The sequence below is a fragment of the Curtobacterium sp. PhB170 genome, from assembly GCF_003752345.1.
Classification (GTDB): Bacteria; Actinomycetota; Actinomycetes; order Actinomycetales; family Microbacteriaceae; genus Curtobacterium.
Genome location: NZ_RJUM01000010.1, coordinates 202,420 through 224,097 on the forward strand (window position 1 = coordinate 202,420; position 21,678 = coordinate 224,097).

Genomic DNA, 21,678 nt, shown 5'->3' on the forward strand with positions numbered 1-21,678 from the left:
GCGCCACGCAGTTGCACGGTTCGAGATCACTTCGGTTGTGCGGGGGCGTGGTCAGCGTCGACTCGGGCACCATGGAACCGTGACGTTCACGATCAGGGACGAACGACCAGGTACGGCCGAGCTCGTGGCGCTGTACGACGCCGTCGGGTGGACCGCCTACACCGATGATCCCGAGGCCCTGACGGCTTCGATCGCCGGATCCCACTCGGTGCTGACCGCCCGCGACGCTGCCGGTCGGCTGCTCGGTCTCGTCCGCACGATCTCCGACGGGGTGACCATCGTGTACGTGCAGGACGTGCTCGTCGTGCCGTCAGCGCATCGGCTCGGCATCGGCGGTGCGCTGCTCGATGCGGTGCTCCGTCGGTACGAGGACATCCGGCAGACCGTCCTGTTGACCGACGCCGAACCGGGCCAGCGGGCGTTCTACGAGTCGCTCGGGTTCATCGAGGTACACGACGTCGAGCCGCAGCCGCTGCGCTCGTTCGTGCTGCTCCGCTGAGCGGAACGACACCGGACCGACGCGGGACTGCGCCCGCCCGGGTCAGCGACGAGCGGGTGCGTGCACGGCCTCGAGCACCTCGGTGCCCATGGTCCGCAGCGCCTCGATCACCGCGAGGCGCCGCTGCAACGAGGCATCGTCGAACGTCACCGTCACGGCGTAGCTGACCGACGAGCCCGGGCCGCGGAGGATCCCCGCCTCGGCGCGGACGCCGGTGCTCGATCCGGTGACCGCGACGACCTGCAACCCGTGGTCGAGCGCACGGTGCGCCAGGGGATCGAGGCCGAACGAGCCGGCCACCAGGTTGAGGTCACTCGCCAGCGACAGCCAGCCGAGCACCCGGTTCGAGACCGCTTCGTCCACGACCTCACCGAGCGCCAGTCCGCGCATCACCCACGCGAGTTCACCGGTGGGGGCCACCGAGGCATCCGGGGCGTCGTCCGGACCACGACGGTCGCGTACCCGGTCGATCAGCGCGGTCCGTTGGATGCCGAGCGACTCCGCACGCTCGCGGACGGCGTCGATGCCGACCGTCGACAGCAGAGCGTTCATCGCCCAGGTGTCACCGGTGGCGCCGACCAGGGTCGCCAGGTCGGGCACCTGCATCGTCGGTTCCTGCAGGAACTGCCACAGGCCGGCACCGGTCGCGGTGTCCCGTGCCATGCGCTGGAGGCGGTCGCCGTGCAGGCGGCCGTCCTCGAGCTGCGCCGCGACCTCGATCAGCAGCAGCACCCTGCCGAGGCTCGCGACGGGCTGCACGACGGTGTCGTCGATCGCCAGCAGGGCCTTGCCGGTCGAGGTGTCGATCACCGAGGCGCTGACCCCGGCACCGTCGAGGGCGAGGGCGCCGAGGGCCTCGGTCGTGGCGCCGAAGCGGTCGTCCGGCCGACCGCTGTGCCGACCGCGTGCCCGGCCGCCACCATCCGAGCGGTCCTCCGGCCGCCGACGGCGTGACGACCGAGCCGCGTCCGGCTCCACCATCACCAGATCGCGACGCGCTCGGCGGGGTCGAGGTACATCGCGTCCTTCTCGGTCACGCCGAACGTGTCGTAGTAGCCGTCGATGTTGCGGACGACCTGGTTGCACCGGAACTCGTTCGGCGAGTGCGGGTCGATCGACAGCAGGCGCGCGGCTTCCTCCGGACGGATCGCCATCTGCCACGCCTGCGCCCAGCTCAGGAAGAACCGCTCGGCACCGGTCAGGCCGTCGACGACCGGGGGCTCCTGGCCGTCGAGCGACAGCAGGTACGCCTTCCACGCGATCGACAGGCCACCGAGGTCCCCGATGTTCTCGCCGATCGTCAGAGCACCGTTGACGTGGCCGTCCGGCACCTCGGTCGGGACGAGCGCGTCGTACTGGGCGATGAGGGCCTTCGTGCGCTCCTCGAACGCCGTGCGGTCGGCCTCGGTCCACCAGTTCTCGAGCTTGCCGTCGCCGTCGTACTGCGAGCCCTGGTCGTCGAAGCCGTGCCCGATCTCGTGGCCGATGACGGCACCGATCGCACCGTAGTTGGCGGCGGCGTCGCGGTCGGCGTCGAAGAACGGGAACTGCAGGATCGCCGCGGGGAACACGATCTCGTTGAAACCGGGGTTGTAGTACGCGTTGATCGTCTGCGGGGTCATGAACCACTCGTCGCGGTCGATCGGCTTGCCGATCTTGCCGAGCTCGCGGTCGACCTGGAACGACGCGACGCCGCGGACGTTCGCGACGAGGTCGTCGGGCACGACCGGCAGCGCCGAGTAGTCGCGCCACTTGACCGGGTACCCGATCTTCGGCGTGAACTTGTCGAGCTTGTCGAGAGCACGCGCACGGGTCTCGTCGGTCATCCAGTCGAGCGCCGTGATGCTCTGCCGGTACGCCTCGACCAGGTTGGCGACGAGGTCGTCCATCGTGGCCTTCGAGGTCTCGTCGAAGTGCTCCTGCACGTAGATCCGGCCGACGGCCTCGCCCATCGCGCCCTCCACCAAGGAGACGCCGCGCTTCCAGCGCTCGCGCTGCTTCGGCGCCCCGGTGAGGGCGGTGCCGTAGAACGAGAAGTTCGTGGCCGAGAACGCGCTCGTCAGGTACGCGGCCGAGCCACGGATGACCTGCCAGCGCAGCCAGTCCTTCCAGACCTCGAGCGGCTGGTCGCGCAGGAGTTCGGCAAGGCCGGTGATGAACGACGGCTCGCGGACCACGACGGTCTCGAACGCGCCGGCCGGTGCGTCGATGGCCTGCCACCACGTCTGCAGGTCGATGCCCTCGGCGAGCGCCGCGACCTCGGCCCAGGGCAGCTTGTTGTAGGTCTTCTGGCTGTCGCGGGTGGTGACGTTGTCCCAGTGCTTCGACGCCAGGGCCGTCTCGAGCGCGATGACGTGCTCGGTGCGGTCGCCGCCGTCCTCGAACCCAGCGAGCGGGAACATCGCCGCGACGAACTCGCGGTACTTCGTCCGGATGTCGGCGAAGCGCTCTTCACGGTAGTAGGACTCGTCGGGCAGGCCGAGACCGGACTGCTCGAGGAACACGACGTAGGACTCGGGGTCGCCCGGGTCGTTGTCGACGAAGAGCTGCAGGAAGCTCGGCAGCCCCAGACGCTCGAAGCGTCCGACGCTGGCGATGAGCTCCGGCACGGACTCGATGGCCGTGATCTCGGCGAGGAGCGGCTCGATCGGCGCGGTGGCGAGCTCTTCGAGCCGTGCTTCGTCGGTGAAGGAGGAGAAGAGGTCACCGACCTTGCGCTCCTCGGTGCCGGGTGCGGCCTGCTGCGAGCGCTCGATGATCGCGCGGACGGCGAGTTCGGCGGCCTCCGCCAGCACCGTGAACGAGCCGTAGCGGGCCTTGTCGTCGGGGATCGGCGTCTCAGCGATCCAGGTGCCGTTCACGTGGCGGTACAGGTCGTCCTGGGGGCGCACCGCGGGGTCGAGTTCGTCAGTGTGGATGCCGGAGGCACGTGCGACGTCGGTCATGCCGTCCACGATAGCCACCGACGCCATGTTCGAGCGGAGTCAGTCGCGGTGGGCTGCGCCACGACGCAACCGGCGGGCCACGACGAGCGCCCCGAGGCCGGACGCCAGGAGCGCAGCGGCGATCCGGATGGGTACGCCGGGGTCGGTTCCCGTGTACGCCAGTTGCTTCGCCGAGGCGACGGTGATCCGGCCCGCTGCCGCGTGCTGCGCCGTCGGGTGGGTACCGGTGGACACCTCGGGCCCGGAGCCCGTGCCGTGACCGGGGCCCTGGCCGGGCTCCGGCCGCGGCGTCGGGCGGACCGGGAGCTTCGGCAGCACCAGGCGGAGCGCACCCTGTTCGACGCCGTCCACCCGCTGCCGCGCGACGACCACGTCGCCCGGCAGCAGCGTGCGCGGGACCGTGAGTTCCCAGCCGCGTCCGATCGACGTCGCGATCGGGTGTCCGTCGGCGCTCTCGATCGCGGTGCCGTCCTCGGCCTCGAGCGCGACGACCCCACCGATCTCGCCGGTGCCCGTGAGCCGGACGGACCCGTCGGCGAGGACGTCGACCGTTCCGGTGAGTGCGAGCGGGACCGTGACCCGCGCCTCGGTCGCGCCGAGCTCGGTCCCGCCGTCGAAGGTCGTCACGGTGACGGAGTAGAAGCGGGCCGTGGCTGGGATGGGCAGCTCGACGGACCACGAGGTGTCCGCCGCGGTCGTCGCCGTCACCGGGTGGCCGTCGGGGTCGAGGACCGGCCCGTCGGCGTCCGCGAACCGCAGCGTCGTCCCGACCGGTGCCCGTCCGGTGATCGACACCCGTTCCGTCTCACGCGAAGCGGTCGCGGTGGACACGATCGCCGCACCCGAGACCGTGTACACGTCGTCGACACCGCCGTTGTGCGTGCCGTCGAAGTACTGCCACGCCTCGATGTGGTGGTCGCCGAAGGCCAGGTCCCGCAGGGTGGCGGACCAGGCACCGTCCGCATCTGTATCGGTCTCGCCGACGGTCTCCCTGCCGTCCTTGATCACGATGTGCGCTCTGGGGTGCCCGGAGCCGTCGAGGGTGATCGTGCGGGCGAGGCCGTCGACGGTGGCGAGCATCTCCGGCGGGGTGAGCACGAGGACGTCCACCGGGACGTCGACCTGTCGTCCGGTCACCTGCGAGGTGACGTGGAGCACGCGTGCACCCGATCGCACCCGGACCGGGGTGTTCCACGACCCGTCAGGGCCGGCCTCGGTCCACGTGGTCTCGACACCGTCGCCCGTGATGCCCACGCTGCCCCCGGCCGGCCCGGTCCCGACGAGTGTGACGACACCCAGTCCGTGGTCGATCGACCGCACACCGGCGGTGAAGTCGGCCCGCGGTGTCTGCCGCGTCGCAGCGGCACTGGACCCGTTCGCGGCGCTGGCCGACGTGGCCGCCAGGACGGGCGACAGCGCGACCGCCGCGACGGCGACGGTCGCCAGGGCGCGACGTGCTGGGGAGATGGACGGGGACGACTGCGGCATGGTGCTCCTCCGGTGGTACTCCACACACCATATACAAGTTGTCCACAGGTGGGAACCGCGGGACGTCACGGGCGTACGGCTGCCGGTACGGTCATCGCATGGGACTTCCGTGGAAGCTGCACGGCGACGGCAAGACCGTCTCCGCGACGACGATCGTGGCACCGGACGAGCGACTCACCTGGGGCCGGACGATCGGTCTCGGCGTGCAGCACGTCGTCGCGATGTTCGGCGCCACCTTCCTGGTGCCGCTGCTGACGGGCTTCCCGCCGTCGACGACCCTGCTCTTCAGCGGGATCGGCACGATCCTGTTCCTGCTCATCACCGGCAACCGGCTGCCGAGCTACCTCGGGTCGTCGTTCGCGTTCATCGCGCCGATCGGTGCTGCCACCAAGATCGGCGGCATCCCCCTCGCCCTGTCGGGCATCATCGTCGTCGGCGCCCTGCTCGCGATCGTCGGGCTCGTGGTGCACCTGGCCGGCGCCGGCTGGATCGACCGCCTGATGCCCCCGGTGGTGTCCGGTGCGATCGTCGCCCTGATCGGGTTCAACCTGGCTCCGGCGGCGAAGGACAACTTCACGGCCGCCCCGGTGGTCGCGGTCATCACCCTCGCCGCGATCATCCTGGTCACCGTCCTGTTCAAGGGGTTGATCGGTCGCCTGTCGATCGTCATCGGCGTCCTCATCGGCTACGTCGCAGCACTGATCGGCGGTCAGGTCGACTACTCCAAGGTCGACGCGGCACCGTGGATCGGCCTGCCGACGTTCACCGCTCCCGCGTTCGACCCGTCGCAGCTCGCGATCTACCTGGCGTTCGTGCCGGTCGTGCTGGCGCTCGTCGCCGAGAACGTCGGCCACGTGAAGGGTGTCGGACAGCTCACCGGCCGTGATCTCACGCCCCTCACCGGGCGTGCGCTCTTCGCCGACGGCATCTCCACCGTGCTCGCCGGTGCCGGCGGCGGCTCCGCCACCACCACCTACGGCGAGAACATCGGCGTCATGGCCGCCACCCGCGTCTTCTCCACCGCCGCGTACTGGGTCGCCGCGGTCGCCGCCGTCCTGCTCGGCCTCTCCCCGAAGATCGGTGCGGTCATCTCCTCGGTCCCCGCCGGCGTGCTCGGCGGTGCGACGACCGCCCTGTACGGCCTGATCGGTGTCATCGGCATCCGGATCTGGGTCGAGAACCGGGTTGACTTCTCGAAGCCGAAGAACCAGCTGACCGCTGGCATCGCGCTCATCATCGGCATCGCGGACTTCACGTTCGCATTCGGCCAGGCGAGCTTCGGCGGCATCATCCTCGGCACCATCGCCGCGATCGTCGTCTACCACCTGATGGACCTGATCGGGCGGGCGCGCGGCACCGACGAGGCGACGCCCGCTGCCTCAGAGGAAGCGCACGCCGCCACCGGCGGCGTCCCCGCCGAGCCGCGCGCCGACTGACGCGAGTGGTCGGCCGGAACGCGCGTCCGGCCTGACGACGTGGGACCACCGGACGGGAGGCCCGTGGCGGCGCCGCCACGGGCCTCCCGTCCGTCACGACGCACGTCGACGACGTGGGCCGGCCTCGGCGCGGCCACGACGAGACACACAATCCGGGAGCGCGATCCTGGTTCCGAACGAGTGCCACGGCGCTGCTCACGATGAGCGCGGACTACCTCGACCTGCTCGACCGGTACGGAGTCGCGTGGGTGGAGCTGCGGACCGACAGCCCCGGACGGATCGCCCACCAAGACGGCGTGCAGATCGTGCAGTGCCGCTGACCCACCCGTCGGACTGGCCGTTCTGAGCCGGTGTGCTGAGATTGCACGATGAGCACGCACCTCGAGCGCACGCGCACCTTCACCGCGATGCACGTCCCCGGCGCACCGGTCGTCCTGCCGAACGTGTGGGACGTCGCGTCCGCGCGCATCGTCCTCTCGGCCGGAGCGCGTGCGATCGCGACGACGAGCGCCGGCGTCGCCTGGTCAAGCGGCCACCGCGACGGCAACGACCTGACCCGGGACGGCGCACTGGACGCCGTTCGGCCGATCGCGGCGGCGGTCGACGTCCCCTTCACCGCCGACATCGAGCGCGGGTACGGCGAGACACCGAGCGACGTCGCCTCGACCGTGTCCGCGTTCCTCGAGCTCGGCGTCTCCGGCGTGAACATCGAGGACTCCCTCCGGCCGGTGGCGGAACAGGAGGACCGCATCCGCGCAGCCCGCCAGGCTGCGGATGATGCCGGCATCCCACTCTTCGTCAACGCTCGGATCGACACCCACCTGCGGGGCGGGCCCGGCAGCGACGCCTGGGCGGAGGAGACGCTCACCCGTGCGAACGCCTACGCCAGCGCCGGCGCCAGTGGCGTCTTCGTGCTCGGAGCACTGTCGGCCGCCACGATCTCGATGCTCGTGGACGCGATCGAGCTGCCCCTCAACGTCGCGTTCGGGCCCGGGACCCTGTCGGTCGGTGACCTCGCCCGGGCGGGAGCGAGCCGGGTCAGCGCTGGATCGGCCATCGCCGAAGCCGCGTACAGCGTCGCCAGCGATTGGGCTGCACAGATGTTCGGCACGCCGGGTGCTGTCGTCTCGGCACCACCGACGCTCGGCTGGGCCGCGATCAACGAGGTCGTCCGCGACTGAACCCCGAAACCGGTGCCGAGCGTGTGAAACTCGCAGGTTCCGTCCGCCGGGTCCTCCCCGAGGAGGAGGTTCGCCGACCCCACATCTCGTGTCCGGGGAGGACGCCGCGGTGTGGTCACGCTCCCTACCGTTGTCTCGTCGGGATGCGCCCGACGTGGTGGAGGGTGATGATGACGATGACGAACGCGCCGGCAACTGTGGATCGCCGTGGGGTGGTGTGGTTCACGTTGGCGGGAGCGCTGACGATCGCAGTGGTCGTGTGGCCGGCAGCGATCGCCGGTTGGTCCTCGGGGACGCACCTGTCCGTCGCGGCGCTTCCCGGAGCCGTGGCCTCTGGGTTCGCGCAGTGGGTGGGGTCCGGGCGGACGTCGAGTTCGCCGTTGGCCACCGCGGTGTCGTTCTGGACCGTGTTCCACGTCGTGAAGGCGATCGTCGCGGTCGCCCTGCTGGTCGTCTTGGTCCCGGTCGGGCAACGTGTCTGGACCGCGTTCGCACGGGCACGATCGCGGGGGCGTCGCGTCGGGCTGTTCCTGGTCGGCGTCCTGGGTGCTCCGATTGCCCCGGTCGTGCTGCTGGTCGTGATGGCGAACGTGCAGGGTGCGGTGGCTCCGCTGTCATCGGTGCTGAACTTCCTCCCGATGGACGGCACCTCGGTGCTCCAGGTCCGCGGTGAGCTCGCGTCCGGGACGATGACCCCGCCGTTGGCGGCGCTCATCGATGACTTCCGCCGCTACCACGCAGCACTCGTCGTGACCGCGGTCGCTGCGATCATCGTGGTCGTCGCCGGGACAGCGGCGATCTGGGTGCAGCGGACCCGGACCCCGAAGGCCGATCGGCGTCTCCGCCGGGTGCTCGCCGGCGGCGGGATCCTGCTCCCCGGAATGCTGCTGTTCCTCGGGATCGTGCTCCTGGCGAACCTGTCGACCGTCGCGGACACGGCACCCGCCCTGGCCGCGTTCTTCGACGGCAGCGGGATGTGATGGTCCTGGGTCACGACCGCACGGTACGGCAGTGGTGGCGGGCGCACCCGATCGTCGCGGATGCCGTCATCGCCGGTGCCCTCGCCGTCGCGGTGACACCGCAGCTGGTCTTCCACGCCCGGGCCGGTGACCCGCTGCTCGTGGCGTACGTCACGCTGTCGCTGGCGATGATCGCGCCGCTGACTGTGCGTCGACGATGGCCCGTTGCCGTCTTCTTCGGCATCAGCGTCGTCGCCGTCGTGCAGTGGTCGATCGGGGTGCAGCTCGCTGCGGACGTGAGCGTGCTGGTCGCGCTGGCGACCGTCGCCGCCCACCGCCCGGTGCGGGACACCGCGATCACGGTCGCGATCGCCGAGGTGGGTGCGGTGGCCGCGTCCGCCACGTGGCCGCACGGGCTCCACTTCACCGAGATGCTGACCGTCCTCACCGTGTTCGTCCTCGCGGCGACCGCGTGCGGTGCCTCGGTCCGCAACCACCGCCGCGTGGTCGCGGTCCTGCAGGAGCAGAGCGCTCGCGCACAGCGTGAACGTGAGCAGCAGACAATGCTCGCGGTCGCCGACGAGCGCAACCGGATCGCGCGGGACATGCATGACGTCATCGCCCACGGCCTCGCCGTGATCGTCACCCTCGCGGCGGCCAGCACCGGCAGGGCGGCTCGGCAACCGGAGCGCGTGGACGAGGCCGTCTGGTTGATCGAACGCACCGCCCGCACGGCCCTTGCCGACACCCGTCACGCGGTCGGGACGATCCGAGGGAGCGATGGACTGCTGCCCACGCCGAGCATCGACGGGCTACCGGCGCTGCTCGACCTCGTCACCGCAGCCGGCCTGCGTGCCACACTGCAGACCGCCGGCGCCGTCGACCGAGTTCCGGCAGCGATCGGGGTCGCCGTGTACCGGGTGACCCAGGAGGCCATCACGAACACCCTCAAGCACGCGAGCGCGACGACGTTCACCGTGAACATCAGGGCCTCGCGAGACGCGCTCGTCCTCAGCATCGAGGACGACGGCACCGGAGTCACGTACGAGACCCGAGCCGGAGGCTCCGGGCTGGTCGGGATGGAAGAACGCATCACCCAGCTCGGCGGCATCCTCGATGCGGGACCCGATGGCACCCGCGGATGGCGGATCGCTGCTTCGATCCCCATCGCCATCCGGCCCGGAGGAGCACGAGCATGACCATCCGCGTGCTCCTCGTCGACGACCAGGCCCTCATCCGGATGGGGTTCCGGCTCATCCTCGACGACACAGAGGACATCACGGTCGCCGGCGAGGCCCCGGACGGTCGGAGCGCCGTCCGTCAGGCGAACGCACTTCGCCCGGACGTGATCCTCCTCGACATCCGGATGCCCGGCATGGACGGCCTCGAAGCCACCGGACGGCTCCTCGCCGAGGACCCCGACGCGAAGATCCTGATCCTGACCACCTTCGACCTCGACGAGTACGCCTACCGGGCGCTGCGTGCCGGTGCCAGTGGATTCCTGTTGAAGGACGCGCCGGTCGCCGAGCTCCTCGCGGGCGTCCGCGCCGTCGCTGCCGGCCATGCCGTGACCGCGCCCCGCATCACGCGGCTCCTGCTCGACCGCTTCGCACCGCAACTCCCCACCAGGCCACTCCGGGCACCAGACGGGCGCGCACTCCCGAACCTCACCCAGCGGGAGAACGAGGTGCTCCTCCTCGTCGCGAAGGGCCAGTCGAACGCCGAGATCGCCGCAGCGCTCGGCATCGGCGAAGTCACCGTCAAGACCCACGTCGCCGGAGTCCTCACCAAGCTCGGCCTCCGCAACCGCATCGCCGCAGCGATCTACGCCCACGAACACCACCTCACCTGACCGACAGCGAGGCGGGCACGGTCTGACACACTCAGTCGGGTGATCGCGCTCGTCTCTGCCCCGACGAATCTCGGCCTGCGGCCACCACAGCCAGGCGCGGTGCCCGGCACGGCGAAAGCACCCGAGGCGCTCCGCGAAGCCGGCCTCCACCGCCGGTTCGCGGAGCAGGGAGCTGCTGATGCCGGCGTGGTCCTTCCCGGCCGTTACGTCGATGACGACGCAACCCGTGCTCCCGGTGTCGTTCGCAACGAACGCGCCGTGATCGACCACGCGCGGCGGCTCGCCGACCGCATCGACACGGTGCTCGCCTCCGGAGCCGCACCGTTGGTCGTCGGCGGAGACTGCAGCGTGCTGCTCGGCGCCGGCCTCGCGATGAAACGACGGGACGGCGTCGGATTGGTGCACGTCGACGGCCACACCGACTTCCGGAACCCGGGCAACAGCGACGCGTGCGCGAGCGTGGCCGGGGAGGACCTCGCCGCCGCCGTCGGGCACCACTGGCCGTCGCTGTCCGACATCGACGGTGCCGGCCCGTACTTCGATGCTGCACGAACTGCTCACGTCGGCTGTCGCGACGACGACGCCGAGCTCGCGGAGGTCCGCTCGGTGCTCGGCGCAGTCGTCCCGACCTCGGAGTGGCGCGCCCGTGGCACTGCCACAGTCGTCAAGGCCCTGCGGACGACGGCGGGTGCGGCGGGCTACTGGTTGCAGGTCGACGTCGACGTGCTCGACGCAGCGGTGATGCCCGCCGTCGACAGTCCCGATCCGGGCGGCTGCACGCCACACGAGCTGATCGAGCTGCTCCGCGCGCTCGCTCCCCGTGCCGTCGGCGCATCGATCACCGTCTACGATCCGGATCTCGACCCGGACGGCACGCATGCCCGACTCCTCACAGAGGTCCTCACGGCCAGCCTCGGCGGCCTCGGCCGTGAGCTGCAGGAGCCGCGACCTGGGCCGGATCGGTGATCAGGACGCCTGCTCAGCCGAGGCCGAGGCAGAACGCCATGACGGCTTGCTGTACCGGGAGGAGTCCGGCCTTGAAGTCGTGTCCGACGAATGCGGCGTGTTCGACAGCGTCGACACTGACCTCACGGCCACGCACGAACGGCGGACACGGGTTGAAGCGGACTCCCGGCTGCGCGAGGTCGAGGAGAGCCGCCGTGATCCGATACTGCTCGAGCGCGTCAGCATGCGCACCGGGACCGTCGGTGAGGACAACGTCCGCAGACCGAACAGCTGCCTCGAGGTCGTCGGTCCACGCAGCTCCCGGGGTTGCGAGTTCGGCCGGGCAGCACTGGATGAGGTCGAGTTGCAGGACGCGAGCGGCTTCCTGCCACGCCCTGGCGATGTTGCCGTCCGCGCCCACGAAGAGGAAGCGCATCACGGTGATGTCGCCCCGCTGCCGCAAGGCGTGAAGGTCGGACAGCACCTCGCACGGATGGTTGTCGTCCGTCATCGCGTTCACGACCGGCAACGCGTGAGCCGCGGCCAAGGCGTGGACCACGGCGAGGTCGTGGTGGCGCACCACGACGATGTCGACCCAGTTCTCGAGGTAGCGAGCGACATCTGACAGTGCCTCCGGCTTGTCGAGTGTCGTGTCCGGGAACACGATCGGTTCGAGCCCCATGAGCGAAGCGCCCCGCTCGAACGTGGCCCTGGTGCGCAGACTCGTCGGCGGGAAGAACATGACCGCCGCGCCCTCCGTCACGGGCCCCCGGCCCGCACGGAATGCGTCAGCCAGGTCGAAGACCGCGTCGACGTCAGATGCAGACCAGTCATCGAGCTTGACGAGAGAACGCATCCGAGCAGCGTAGGGGCCTGTGCACCGAGCCATCCAGCAGGACCGGCCAAGTCGACGATGGCGACCATCACCGGGTGTGCGAACGACGCCCGTGCCGCATCCCCGCCAGAATGGCCCGGTGCCCCGAACGATGACAGCCGCAGTCACTGCCGAACGGCGTGCGGTCGACCGCGACATCGTCCGGCTGGCGGTACCCGCGCTCGGCGCGCTCGTGGTCGAGCCGCTGTTCCTGCTGACCGACACCGCGCTCGTCGGGCACCTCGGCGCGACGCCGCTGGCGGCCGTCGGACTCGCGAGTGCCGTGCTGTCGACCGTGACCGGGCTGCTGGTGTTCCTGGCGTACTCGACGACGCCGGCCGTGGCGCGCGCGCTCGGTGGTGGTGACCGTCGAGGCGCCGTGCACGCGGGCATCGACGGGATGTGGCTCGCGCTCGTGCTGGGAGTGGTGCTCGCGCTCGTCGGGTGGCCGCTCGCCGGGCCGCTCGTCGACCTGTTCGGTGCGTCGCCCGAAGTCTCGGCGGCGGCGACCGCGTACCTGACGGTGTCGCTCATCGGGCTGCCCGGGATCCTGGTCGTCACCGCCTCGACCGGGCTGCTGCGCGGGCTGCAGGACACGAAGACCCCGCTCGTCGTCGCGACCATCGGGTTCGTCGCGAACGGGCTGTTGAACGCCGTCCTGATCTACGGCGCGGGCTGGGGCGTCGAGGGGTCCGCCGCCGGCACCGTCATCGTGCAGTGGGCGATGGCGATCGTCTACGTCCGGATCGCGGTGCGCGCCGCGCGATCGTCGGGAGCGCCGCTGCGGCCCGGCGCCTCGGGCGTCGTCCGGGCGCTGCGGTCCGGGGCCTGGCTGTTCCTGCGGACCGCGTCGTTGCGGATCGCGATGCTCGCGACCGTCGGCGCGGCCGCCGGACTCGGCACGACAGGACTCGCGACGACGCAGGTCGGGCTGACCGTCTTCTCGACGCTGGCGTTCGCGCTCGACGCCCTGGCCATCGCCGGGCAGGCGCTCGTCGGGCACGGGCTCGGGGCGCGGGACCCTGAGCGGGTCCGGCTGGTGACGCGGCGGCTCGTACTGCTCGGGATCATCGGTGGGGCGCTGCTCGGGGCACTGACCCTGGCCGTGAGCGGAGTGCTCGGGCCGGTGTTCTCCGACTCGTCCGCTGTGCAGGACGCGCTGCCGCTCGTGCTGGTGCTCATCGCCGTCGGGATGCCCGTCGCCGGGTACGTCTTCGTGCTCGACGGGGTGCTGATCGGCGCAGGGGATGCGCGGTACCTGGCGATCGCGGGCGGCGTGAACCTGGTCGTGTACCTGCCGTTGCTGTGGTGGGCTGGTGGGACGCTCGCGGGGCTGTGGGCGGCGTTCGCCCTCGGGTACATCGGGGTCCGGGCGGTGACGCTCGGGCTGCGCGCGCATCGGCGTGGATGGGTGGAACAGGCGTTGGCGCGGTGAGCGGGTCTGGTTCTTCCAGCAGGGCTTCTGTGCCTGTGGCTCCGTCGTCTTCTGTGGCGTCGTCGGCCGTGCTCGCCACGGTCGGGATCGGGGTGCAGGGCGTCGCGAAGCTGCTCGTCACCGTCGTCGTCGGGCGGGTCTTCGGCACCGAGACCCTCGGGCAGACCACGGCACTGTTGTCCCTGTCGGTGTTCGTCGCGCTGCTCTGGCCGAACGCCGCGGGCAACACCGCCTCTCGGTACCTGGCGATCGCGCTGCGGGGTCGGCGGTCGGACGCCGCGGTGAACCGGCTGCTCGGGGTCTCGATGCTGGTGTCGAGCGTGGTGCTCGCCGCGGTCACCGTGCCGGTCGCGCTGGCCTGGGGCAACGGCCCCGGGATGGCGCTCGGTGGCGTCAGCGTCGTCGTCGGCTACGGCCTGTACTGCTACGCACGCGGAGCGCAGCTCGGCTACGACCGGGCGCCGCGTGTCGCGCTGTGGGACTCCGTGACGAGCGTCCTGGCGCTCGGGTTGCTCGTGGTGGCGTGCGTCGCCCGCCTCGAGCCGTTCGTGCTGCTGCCCCTGGCCATCGGGTACACGGTGTTCGCGATCGCCTGCTGGCCGCGGGGCAACGGCTTCGCACCGGTTTCGCGCGAACCCGCTGCCGGGGTGCTCGGGTTCGCGGCGTGGAACGTGCTGGCGGTCGTGACGTCGAACGGGTTGCTGCAGTTGACGATGATCTCGGCGCAGGTGACGTCGTCAGCGCACGACGCCGGGGTCTACGCGGCGGCGTTCACCCTGGCGACGCCGGCGTCGATGCTCGGGCAGGCGCTGGGGCAGGTCCTCGTGCCGGCGTTCGCGCACCGGACCGATGGTGGATCGTTGCGGTCTCGCGGAGCGCTGCTGCTCGTCGTCGGGTTCGCTGCTGCTTCTGCCGTCGTGTTCGGCCTGGTCGCGCTGCTCGCCGGGTGGTTCCTGCCGATCGTCTACCCCGCCGAGGGTGCCGCTGCCGTCGCGGACCTGCGGTACCTGATGGTCGCGGTGTGGGTGTTCACCGTCGGGCTCGTGCCGGCGGCGTTGTTGCTCGCATCGGGGAGGTCGCGGCAGGTCGCGCTGGCGTCGGTCGCAGGCTTCGTCGTCGGGGCGGTGCTCATGGCGGTGCTCGGGCCGGTCGCGGGAGTCGCGGGTGGGACGACGGGGTTCTTGGTGGGGAGTGCTGTCAACCTCGTGGCGGTGGTGGGGCTCGGGGTGCGGCGGCGCTGATTCCTCCGCACATGGTGGGCGTCCGTGGGGCGCCTCTTTGACGTCCCGTCGTTCGGAATCGTTTCGGACCACCTATGCGAGAACGCCCCCATCAGGAAGCACGGGGCTCGAGGGGGGAGCTGGACCGATGCGCACGAAGTCGCGGTAGTCGACCGGCTTACAGGACGCCCCGCGCTCGCTAGCATCGGGTCATGGCACAAGTAGTCGTCTTCGGCCTTCGTGCGTCTCTCGATGCACATCGTGCTGCCCTCTCCGATGCAATCCATGGCGCGATCACGAAGGCGCTCGACTACCCGCCAGAGAAGCGGTTCCAGCGGTTCATCGGTCTCGACTCCTCCGATTTCGTCTACCCGGAGGACCGGGGTCCGAACTACACGATCATCGAGATCTCGATGTTTGAGGGCAGGAGCGACGGGGCGAAGCGAAGGCTCATCAGCGAGCTCTTTGCCCGAATTGAATCCGCTGCCGGCATCTCGTCGCACAGTATCGAGATCACGATCACCGAGACGCCGAAGGTGAACTGGGGCATCCGGGGCCGGAACGCCGCCGACCTCGCGCTCGACTACACCGTCGAGGTCTGAGGGCGACGGACGCCGACCTGCTCGCCCGCGGGAGCCCGCGCTGGAGGGTATTGGCTTTGACTTCCGGCGCGCAGGTCGGTGAACGTCGCGCCTGCACTGCGTTGTGCAGTTCTAATCTGTCGACATGGTGCGATCCCGTGAGAAAGCGGTGCTGAGTTGGCTACGCCGAGCGACGCTTCCCGCGGTGGTCGTTCTCGCTGGCGCAGTCTTCGCGGTCGGGATGTTCAGCCTCGGCAAGATCCGTTACAGCTACGTGAGCTGGGAATCGGTGGCTGTCGCCTCACAGGTCGCGATCCCGTTGGGAGTTGCGGTGGCCGCTACCGTCGCACGTGTCGGAGTGATCGCGAGGAACCGTGCGGAAGACGAACTCGTGGCGCATCCGGTCCGCCGTGCATCGACCGTTGTGGGAGTGCTGGCATTCGTCACTGCCGTTGTTGGCGGTCTGCTGTTGACCGTGGGCGGTTGGCAACTTGTCCTTCCGGCGGCAGCCATCTGCGGTTGCCTGGCCGCGGGATGCGCTGGTCTTCTTCTCCGACGACCAAGAGCAGACGCTCGAGACGACGAGTCAGATCACCACGGGGCAGCGCACGCCCGGTAGCCGATCGTTCTCCGGACGCGGGCCGCAACTCGGTGAACCGGGCCAACAGGTTGGTCCCAGAGTTCCCCGATTTGACCCTCACGCCGCGTGAGGGCAGAACGTGGACCCATGAGCAGCTACTACAACGCCTTTGAGATGAGCCCGGTCCCCGCCCCCGGCCCTGACGTGGTCGCGCCTGAGCCGTTCCACGGGATATACGGGATGCCGTCGTTCGTGACGATCCCGACAACCGACCTGGCCGCTTCCGTCGACTTCTGGACCCGCGGCCTGGGCTTCTTCGACCTGTTCAGCGTGCCGGGCCAGCTCGTGCACCTGCGCCGGTGGGCCTTTCAGGACGTCCTGCTGGTCCCAACCGCGTCCGCTCCGGATCAGGCGCCGGCGCCGGCGGTGAGCGTCAGCTTCGCGTGCGTCCTGAACCAGATCGACGCCCTCGTCACCGCGTGCCGAGCCCACGACGCGGGCGTGGTGAGCGAGCCGCGGGACACGCCCTGGGGCACCCGCGATGTCGAGGTGATCACGCCGGAGAAGGTGCGAGTCGTCTTCACTGCCGCGAAACCCTTCGAGCCGACCAGCCAGACCGCCAAGAACCTCGAAGCGATCGGCATCACCGCACCTGACGCCGACGGCGAGAAGAATGGAGCGCATGCCTGATGACAGCGACGCCGTGGACCTGACTGTTGGTCAGGCCGCGGCGCGCCTGGGCGTGACGGTCCGGACGTTGCATCACTGGGACGAGATCGCCCTTGCGAGGCCGTCGTCACGGTCAGCTGCCGGGTACCGGCTCTATGCCGAAGGCGACCTCGAGCGGCTGCGGCGCATCGTCGTCTACCGCGAGCTGGGGCTCGACCTGGAAGCCATTCGGAACGTTCTCGACGATCCGAGTGCGGCTGTTGTCATTGCGCTGCGCGCCCAGCAGTCCCAGCTTGCGGCGCGGATCGAGCATCTCAGCGCGCTGGGCGATGACCTTGCCCGGATGGCCGACGCCCACGAGCACGGGCTGCTCATGACCGCTGAGGAGCAGACCGCGATGTTCGGGTCTGGATGGAATCCGCAGTGGCCGGCTGAGGCGCGGCAACTCTACGGCGAGACGCCGGAGTGGCGGCACTACGCCGAACGCTCCGCGTCACGCACTGTGGACGACTGGCAGGCCGTCGCCGATGCGTCGGCGGCGCTTGATCAGGCCCTTGCCGACGCCATGGATGCTGGTGTCGAACCCGGTAGCCCGGCCGCGGACGGTCTCGTTGAACAGCATCGCGAGGTGTTCTCCGCCTACTTCCCGATCACCCGGCAGATACAGGTCGTCCTCGGCCGCATCTACGAAGCCGATCCCGCGTACGCCGCACACTACGACGGCATCCGAGCCGGGCTCGCCTCATGGTTGCGTCGCATCATCGACGCCGGCGCACGCGCCCGCGGCATCGACCCCGACACCGCCACCTGGCAGTAGGACTCGCAGCTCACGGTCGCGCGCGGAGCGGCCGACGTCGACGTGGGAGCGAACGCTGCCCTGAGCCACCGTCTCGATGACCGATGGGCTACCGGACTGCGCTGCTACGGTCACCGCTCGTTGGCGGCTCGGAGGATCCAGCTGCGGAACTCGACGGCGAAGTGCTCGAGGTGCTGCTCGATCACCGCCGGGGCGCAGGTCGCCGGCAGGGTGACGGACAGACGTGCGGTGAAGCCGTCCTGCTCCTCGTCGAAGGAGTTCGCGATCGAGCCGATCACCGTCCCGTCCGCCAACAGCATGTGCGACCGGCGACCGGCAGGCGCTTCTGCGGCGGGCAGCTCCTGCTCGACGACGGCACTGTCGTCCCAGGGGCGCATGAAGAACGAGCAGACGTACTCATCGAGGGTCTCGACGATGTTCACGTTGCGCCCCGGCTCGGCGTGGATCCCGTAGTGCTCCGGGTGTCCGGCGAGCATGACGTCCTCGCGGGCGAACGCGGCGCCGAGCCACGCACCGAACTGCGCGGCACTGATGCCCCGTGCACGGAGCGTGGTCGTGCCGGTTGCCTGCTCGCCGCCGGAGCGTTCGAGGTGGGCGCGGAGGAACGCGTCACCCGCAGCGATCTCGTCGGCCAGGAGCTCGAGCAGTCGCTCGCGTCCCAGCTTCCGTTTCAGGAGCGCGAGCGCCCGGCGGGCCGAGAACAGCTCGAACCCGTCGATGGTCGAGTCGGTGTCCTCGCCGGCCAGGCGCACGGTCGCGCCGGTCACCGTGCGGCCCGGACGGGGAGCTGGAGGTACGAGGCCTGGTCGCCGCCGGTGTGCACGACGTGCCGCCCGGTGTTCGCGCCGACGTACTCGCGGATCGCCGGCATGAGCGTGCCGAGCAGGTTCCGGGAGCTCACGATGAACCGCAGCTGCTCGCCCGCGTGGAAGCGCAGTCCGACCGGGAACAGGTCGATCTCGATCTCGGCGACCTGCCCGGCAGCGAGCTTCTCGACGCGGTCGAACGAGTGCGCGGGGACGTCGTCGGTCGACAGGGCCTCGTCGAGGTGCCGAGCGGACACCCGGAGGCGTCCGTCGGAGCCCTTGTAGCGCAGGATCGTCGCGCCGTGGTCGGTGAGGTCGTGCGCCATCGCCGACTGGTTCGGCACGGTGAACGCCTGCAGCGGCGTTCCCCCGCGGTCGAGCTTCTGGACGAAGACGAACAGGTCCATGTCGTCGGCGCCCCGGGCCTCGACGAACAGGTGCGCCTTCGGGTACCCGACCAGGACGGTCTCCTCGTCGAAGCGGGTCAGGAACGAGACGGCGTCCGGGTTCGCGTCGACGGCGTAGGACGCTTCCGCAGGCGCCTCGGGCGCGGCCGTGGTCAGCGTTCGCGTCCGGGCGTCGAGGTAGTACTTCGTCGAAGCGGCGTCCTGCGGCGGGAACGACTCAGCCGGCACGGCGACCTCGTCTCCGCCCTGCAGGTCGAGGACCGAGTACCGGACGTTCGGAGTGGTCTCCCACCCGTTGTCGGCGCCCTTGAGGAAGTGGTCGAAGAACCGGCGGAGGTCCTCGACGTTCGCCGGGTCGTAGTAGTCCGGCCACTCCTGGGTGTTGTGGATCCGGAGCCACTTCTCGTCGCTGGCGATCCGACGCCAGGCGCGGAAGGTCCCGGCGGTGTGCAGGGTGTTCGAGTAGCTCGCGACGACGTACGCCGGCACCTCGATCTGCGAGAAGTCAGGGATCTTCTGCTCCCACAGGTCGGTCATCAGCGGGTGGGCGTCGACCTCGGCGAGGATGTCCTCCTTCTGGCCCTTCCCGAAGAAGCTGCCGTCCTGCAGCTGCTGTGCGAACCCGGTGTCGGGCATGCCGCCGCGCATCACGAGGTCGCGGTAGACGTCGCTGACGCCTTCCCACGGGTTGATCGCGACGAGGTGCGGGGGCTGCTCGGCGGCGGTGAACCACTGCGACACGGCGAGGTAGCTCGTGCCGCTCATGCCGACCTTGCCGTCGCACCACTCTTGCTCGGCCAGCCACTCGATGACGTCGTACGCGTCGCGGCCCTCCTGCCGGTCCCAGAGCACGCTGTCGCCCTCGGAGTCGACCACGCCGCGGATGTCGACGTTGCAGATCGCGTAGCCGTGCTCGACCCAGTACGCCGGGTCCGGTGCCTCGAACTTCTCGAGTCCGGACACCGTGCTGTTCGGCAGTCCGACGAGCCCGAACACCCCCATCACGCTGAGCGACGTGCCCTGCGCCTTGCCGTACGGGCTCCATGCCACGATCACCGGCACCGGCTCGGTGCCGACCGGGCGGAACACGTCGACGTGGATGGTCGTGCCGTCGCGCAGCTGCATCGCGACGTCCTTGTCGAACACCGTGTCGACGGGCAGCGGCTTGAACTGCGGCGCGATCCGGAACCCGGCCTCGAGGGTTCGGGTGCCGGGCTCGAAGGGGGTGAGCACACCCGTGCGCGGCGCGGGCAGCGGGGTGGAGGGGACGGTCATCCTCTGGTCGGTCATCGTGTTCTCCTTCGTGCGGGAGTCCTCCGTGGGCTCGTCGTCGAGGCGAGCGTACGTCCGATCCGGCAAGAACTCAACGTGTGTTGAGAAACCCGTCAGCGGAGTAGATTGCGGGCATGGACGGAACGACGGAAGCAGCGACGACCTCCCGCGTAGGTCGCCGTCCCGGGGCGGCCAGTACCCGCACGACGGTCCTCGCGGCGGCGAGTGCGCGGTTCGCCAGCGACGGTTTCGCCGGCACGACGATCCGGGCCGTGGCGGCGGACGCCGGCGTCGACCCTTCGCAGGTGATGCAGTTCTTCGGGTCGAAGGCCGACCTGTTCGCAGCGGTGATGGCCGTTTCCCCGTCCGCGCTCCGGCGCTTCGACACGGCCTTCGAGGGTCCGGACGAGCATCTCGGCGAGCGCGTCGTCCGGGCGTTCCTGCAGGCCTGGGAAGGCGCCCCGGAGGAGTCGGAACCGCTGATGGCGATGCTCCGAGGTGCGATGGTCAACGAGGACGCGACGGCGCAGCTGCGGGACTTCATCCAGGCCCGCCTCGTGCACGGAGCCTCCGGCGCCGATCACGAGGACCTTACGCTCCGGGCCGGGCTCGCCGCGGCCATGCTCGTCGGGATCATCACGAGCCGGCAGGTCTTCGGGGTCCCTGCCGTGCTCGCAGCCGACCACGACACCGTCGTCGCGATCGCCGGACCCGCGATCCAGAGCGTCCTCGCCGGAGTCAGTCGAGCAGACGCCGAGCGTTCCGGGTCGTGAGTTCCCGCCAACTCGTCGCGTCGTGCGGCGGCTCGGCATCGTCGAGCGCGGCGATCTGCGCGTCCACGCCCTGCGTCGGCGTCCAGCACGAGTCGCTGCCGTAGAGCAGCCGGTCCGTCCCGGCGACCTCGGCGAGTACTGGCACGTCCAGCGGGAACGGCGTGCCTGCCGTGTCGAACCAGAGCCGCCGCATCGCGTCCTTCCAGGGCATCGTGCCGGCGGTGGCGCCGAACAACTGCTGGAACAGGGCGATCCGGTCAGAGAGGACCGGCAGGGTCGCGCCCGAGTGCGGCACGATGACGCGCACGTCCGGGTACCGGTCGAGGACGCCGGCGAACACCAGGTCGACGATGCTCCTGGTGCTGTCGAACATGAACTCCAGCATCGGGCGAGGACGCCCGAGGGCGGTGTGCTCCCACCCGACGGGCGAGGTCGGGTGAACGAAGACGGCCGCGCCGCGGGCGTCGAGCTCGGCCCAGAGCGGCTCCAACGCGGGATCTCCCAGGTACTGGCCGTGCGCATTGGACTCGAGGACGACGCCGACCGCACCCGGTCCCTGCAACGTGCGCCGGGCCTCCAGGACCGCACTGTCGACATCCGGCACCGGGAGGGACGCGAAGTACGAGAACCGGTCCGGGTGCGCGGCCGCGATCGCGGCGGCTTCGTCGTTGAGCGTCCGCGCGAGCTCCGCGGCTCGGTCGTCGTCCCCGAAGTGCACTCCGGGCGACGAGACGGACAGGACCGCTCGGGCGATCCCGCGGCGGTCCATGTCACCGAGCTGGCCGGCGAGCGACCAGCTCGGCCAGGCGGGCATGCCGTCCGGCTGTTCGTACCCGGCTGCTCGGGCCGCTGCGACGTAGTCCGCGGTGACGAAGTGTGCGTGGACGTCGATCAGTTCGGACATCGATGGCTCCTCGTTGCGTGTAGTGAACGATTCTG

Annotated in this window: 20 protein-coding genes; 13 read left to right on the forward strand and 7 right to left on the reverse strand. The window is 70.3% G+C overall.

What is annotated here, in order from left to right; all coding sequences use genetic code 11:
* Nucleotides 1-79: 79 nt before the first annotated feature.
* Nucleotides 80-499, forward strand: a complete 420-nt coding sequence (locus EDF40_RS08800; RefSeq protein WP_260212633.1) for a GNAT family N-acetyltransferase — start codon at nucleotides 80-82, stop codon at nucleotides 497-499.
* A 42-nt stretch (nucleotides 500-541) separates the two neighbouring features.
* Here EDF40_RS08800 and EDF40_RS08805 read toward each other — a convergent pair whose 3' ends face one another.
* The 3 genes from EDF40_RS08805 to EDF40_RS08815 are packed head-to-tail and all read right to left on the reverse strand — an operon-like array spanning nucleotide 542 to nucleotide 4,932.
* Nucleotides 542-1,480: a serine hydrolase gene (locus EDF40_RS08805; protein ID WP_123339239.1), complete on the reverse strand. Its 939-nt coding sequence runs from the start codon at nucleotides 1,478-1,480 to the stop codon at nucleotides 542-544.
* The gene (locus EDF40_RS08810) at nucleotides 1,480-3,444 is read right to left on the reverse strand and encodes a M13 family metallopeptidase (protein WP_123339530.1); all 1,965 of its coding nucleotides are present in this window, start codon (nucleotides 3,442-3,444) and stop codon (nucleotides 1,480-1,482) included. Before EDF40_RS08810 ends, EDF40_RS08805 begins: the two co-directional genes overlap by 1 nt.
* Nucleotides 3,445-3,483: 39 nt before the next feature.
* Nucleotides 3,484-4,932 (reverse strand): hypothetical protein, encoded by a 1,449-nt coding sequence (locus tag EDF40_RS08815; RefSeq protein ID WP_123339240.1) that lies wholly within the window; start codon nucleotides 4,930-4,932, stop codon nucleotides 3,484-3,486.
* A gap of 98 nt (nucleotides 4,933-5,030) precedes the next feature.
* Here EDF40_RS08815 and EDF40_RS08820 point away from each other — a divergent pair, with 98 nt between their 5' ends.
* The 6 genes from EDF40_RS08820 (at nucleotide 5,031) to EDF40_RS08845 (ending at nucleotide 11,326) form a co-directional block, all read left to right on the forward strand.
* Nucleotides 5,031-6,368 carry a uracil-xanthine permease family protein gene (locus EDF40_RS08820; RefSeq protein WP_123339241.1) on the forward strand — a complete coding sequence of 446 codons (1,338 nt, stop codon included), beginning with the start codon at nucleotides 5,031-5,033 and terminating at the stop codon, nucleotides 6,366-6,368.
* Nucleotides 6,369-6,736: 368 nt separating this feature from the next.
* Nucleotides 6,737-7,549: an isocitrate lyase/phosphoenolpyruvate mutase family protein gene (locus EDF40_RS08825; protein WP_123339242.1), complete on the forward strand. Its 813-nt coding sequence runs from the start codon at nucleotides 6,737-6,739 to the stop codon at nucleotides 7,547-7,549.
* A 170-nt stretch (nucleotides 7,550-7,719) separates the two neighbouring features.
* On the forward strand, nucleotides 7,720-8,529 hold the full coding sequence (locus EDF40_RS08830) for a hypothetical protein (protein ID WP_148053809.1): 810 nt from the start codon (nucleotides 7,720-7,722) through the stop codon (nucleotides 8,527-8,529).
* Nucleotides 8,529-9,707: a sensor histidine kinase gene (locus EDF40_RS08835; RefSeq protein ID WP_123339244.1), complete on the forward strand. Its 1,179-nt coding sequence runs from the start codon at nucleotides 8,529-8,531 to the stop codon at nucleotides 9,705-9,707. The genes EDF40_RS08830 and EDF40_RS08835 overlap by 1 nt, the downstream gene beginning before the upstream one ends.
* On the forward strand, nucleotides 9,704-10,360 hold the full coding sequence (locus EDF40_RS08840) for a response regulator transcription factor (protein WP_123339245.1): 657 nt from the start codon (nucleotides 9,704-9,706) through the stop codon (nucleotides 10,358-10,360). The genes EDF40_RS08835 and EDF40_RS08840 overlap by 4 nt, the downstream gene beginning before the upstream one ends.
* Nucleotides 10,361-10,459: 99 nt before the next feature.
* Nucleotides 10,460-11,326: an arginase family protein gene (locus tag EDF40_RS08845; protein ID WP_260212660.1), complete on the forward strand. Its 867-nt coding sequence runs from the start codon at nucleotides 10,460-10,462 to the stop codon at nucleotides 11,324-11,326.
* Nucleotides 11,327-11,339: 13 nt separating this feature from the next.
* Here EDF40_RS08845 and EDF40_RS08850 read toward each other — a convergent pair whose 3' ends face one another.
* Nucleotides 11,340-12,161, reverse strand: coding sequence for an ornithine carbamoyltransferase (locus tag EDF40_RS08850; protein WP_123339247.1), 822 nt, complete (start codon nucleotides 12,159-12,161; stop codon nucleotides 11,340-11,342).
* Nucleotides 12,162-12,291: 130 nt separating this feature from the next.
* Between EDF40_RS08850 and EDF40_RS08855 the strand changes: the two genes are divergently transcribed.
* The 5 genes from EDF40_RS08855 to EDF40_RS08875 all read left to right on the forward strand — a co-directional run bounded on the left by EDF40_RS08855 (nucleotide 12,292) and on the right by EDF40_RS08875 (nucleotide 17,481).
* A complete protein-coding gene (locus tag EDF40_RS08855) occupies nucleotides 12,292-13,614 on the forward strand; it encodes an MATE family efflux transporter (protein WP_123339248.1) in 1,323 nt (440 codons plus the stop codon).
* Nucleotides 13,615-13,643: 29 nt separating this feature from the next.
* The gene (locus EDF40_RS08860) at nucleotides 13,644-14,855 is read left to right on the forward strand and encodes a lipopolysaccharide biosynthesis protein (RefSeq protein WP_148053810.1); all 1,212 of its coding nucleotides are present in this window, start codon (nucleotides 13,644-13,646) and stop codon (nucleotides 14,853-14,855) included.
* Nucleotides 14,856-15,046: 191 nt separating this feature from the next.
* On the forward strand, nucleotides 15,047-15,436 hold the full coding sequence (locus EDF40_RS08865; RefSeq protein WP_123339250.1) for a tautomerase family protein: 390 nt from the start codon (nucleotides 15,047-15,049) through the stop codon (nucleotides 15,434-15,436).
* A 706-nt stretch (nucleotides 15,437-16,142) separates the two neighbouring features.
* Nucleotides 16,143-16,685: a VOC family protein gene (locus tag EDF40_RS08870; protein ID WP_123339251.1), complete on the forward strand. Its 543-nt coding sequence runs from the start codon at nucleotides 16,143-16,145 to the stop codon at nucleotides 16,683-16,685.
* Nucleotides 16,678-17,481, forward strand: coding sequence for a MerR family transcriptional regulator (locus EDF40_RS08875; RefSeq protein WP_185002928.1), 804 nt, complete (start codon nucleotides 16,678-16,680; stop codon nucleotides 17,479-17,481). The genes EDF40_RS08870 and EDF40_RS08875 overlap by 8 nt, the downstream gene beginning before the upstream one ends.
* 110 nt (nucleotides 17,482-17,591) lie before the next feature.
* Here the strand turns inward: EDF40_RS08875 and EDF40_RS08880 are convergent, their stop codons facing one another.
* Entirely contained in the window at nucleotides 17,592-18,248 is a 657-nt protein-coding gene (locus EDF40_RS08880) for a hypothetical protein (protein WP_123339253.1), read from the reverse strand.
* Nucleotides 18,245-19,984, reverse strand: a complete 1,740-nt coding sequence (locus EDF40_RS08885; protein ID WP_123339531.1) for a CocE/NonD family hydrolase — start codon at nucleotides 19,982-19,984, stop codon at nucleotides 18,245-18,247. The genes EDF40_RS08880 and EDF40_RS08885 overlap by 4 nt, the downstream gene beginning before the upstream one ends.
* A 116-nt stretch (nucleotides 19,985-20,100) precedes the next feature.
* Here EDF40_RS08885 and EDF40_RS08890 point away from each other — a divergent pair, with 116 nt between their 5' ends.
* Nucleotides 20,101-20,739, forward strand: a complete 639-nt coding sequence (locus EDF40_RS08890) for a TetR family transcriptional regulator (RefSeq protein WP_123339254.1) — start codon at nucleotides 20,101-20,103, stop codon at nucleotides 20,737-20,739.
* On the opposite strand, the gene EDF40_RS08895 is transcribed toward EDF40_RS08890, so the two are convergent.
* Nucleotides 20,705-21,643 carry an amidohydrolase family protein gene (locus EDF40_RS08895; protein ID WP_123339255.1) on the reverse strand — a complete coding sequence of 313 codons (939 nt, stop codon included), beginning with the start codon at nucleotides 21,641-21,643 and terminating at the stop codon, nucleotides 20,705-20,707. The two genes, EDF40_RS08890 and EDF40_RS08895, sit on opposite strands and share 35 nt — an antisense overlap.
* Nucleotides 21,644-21,678: the final 35 nt, after the last annotated feature.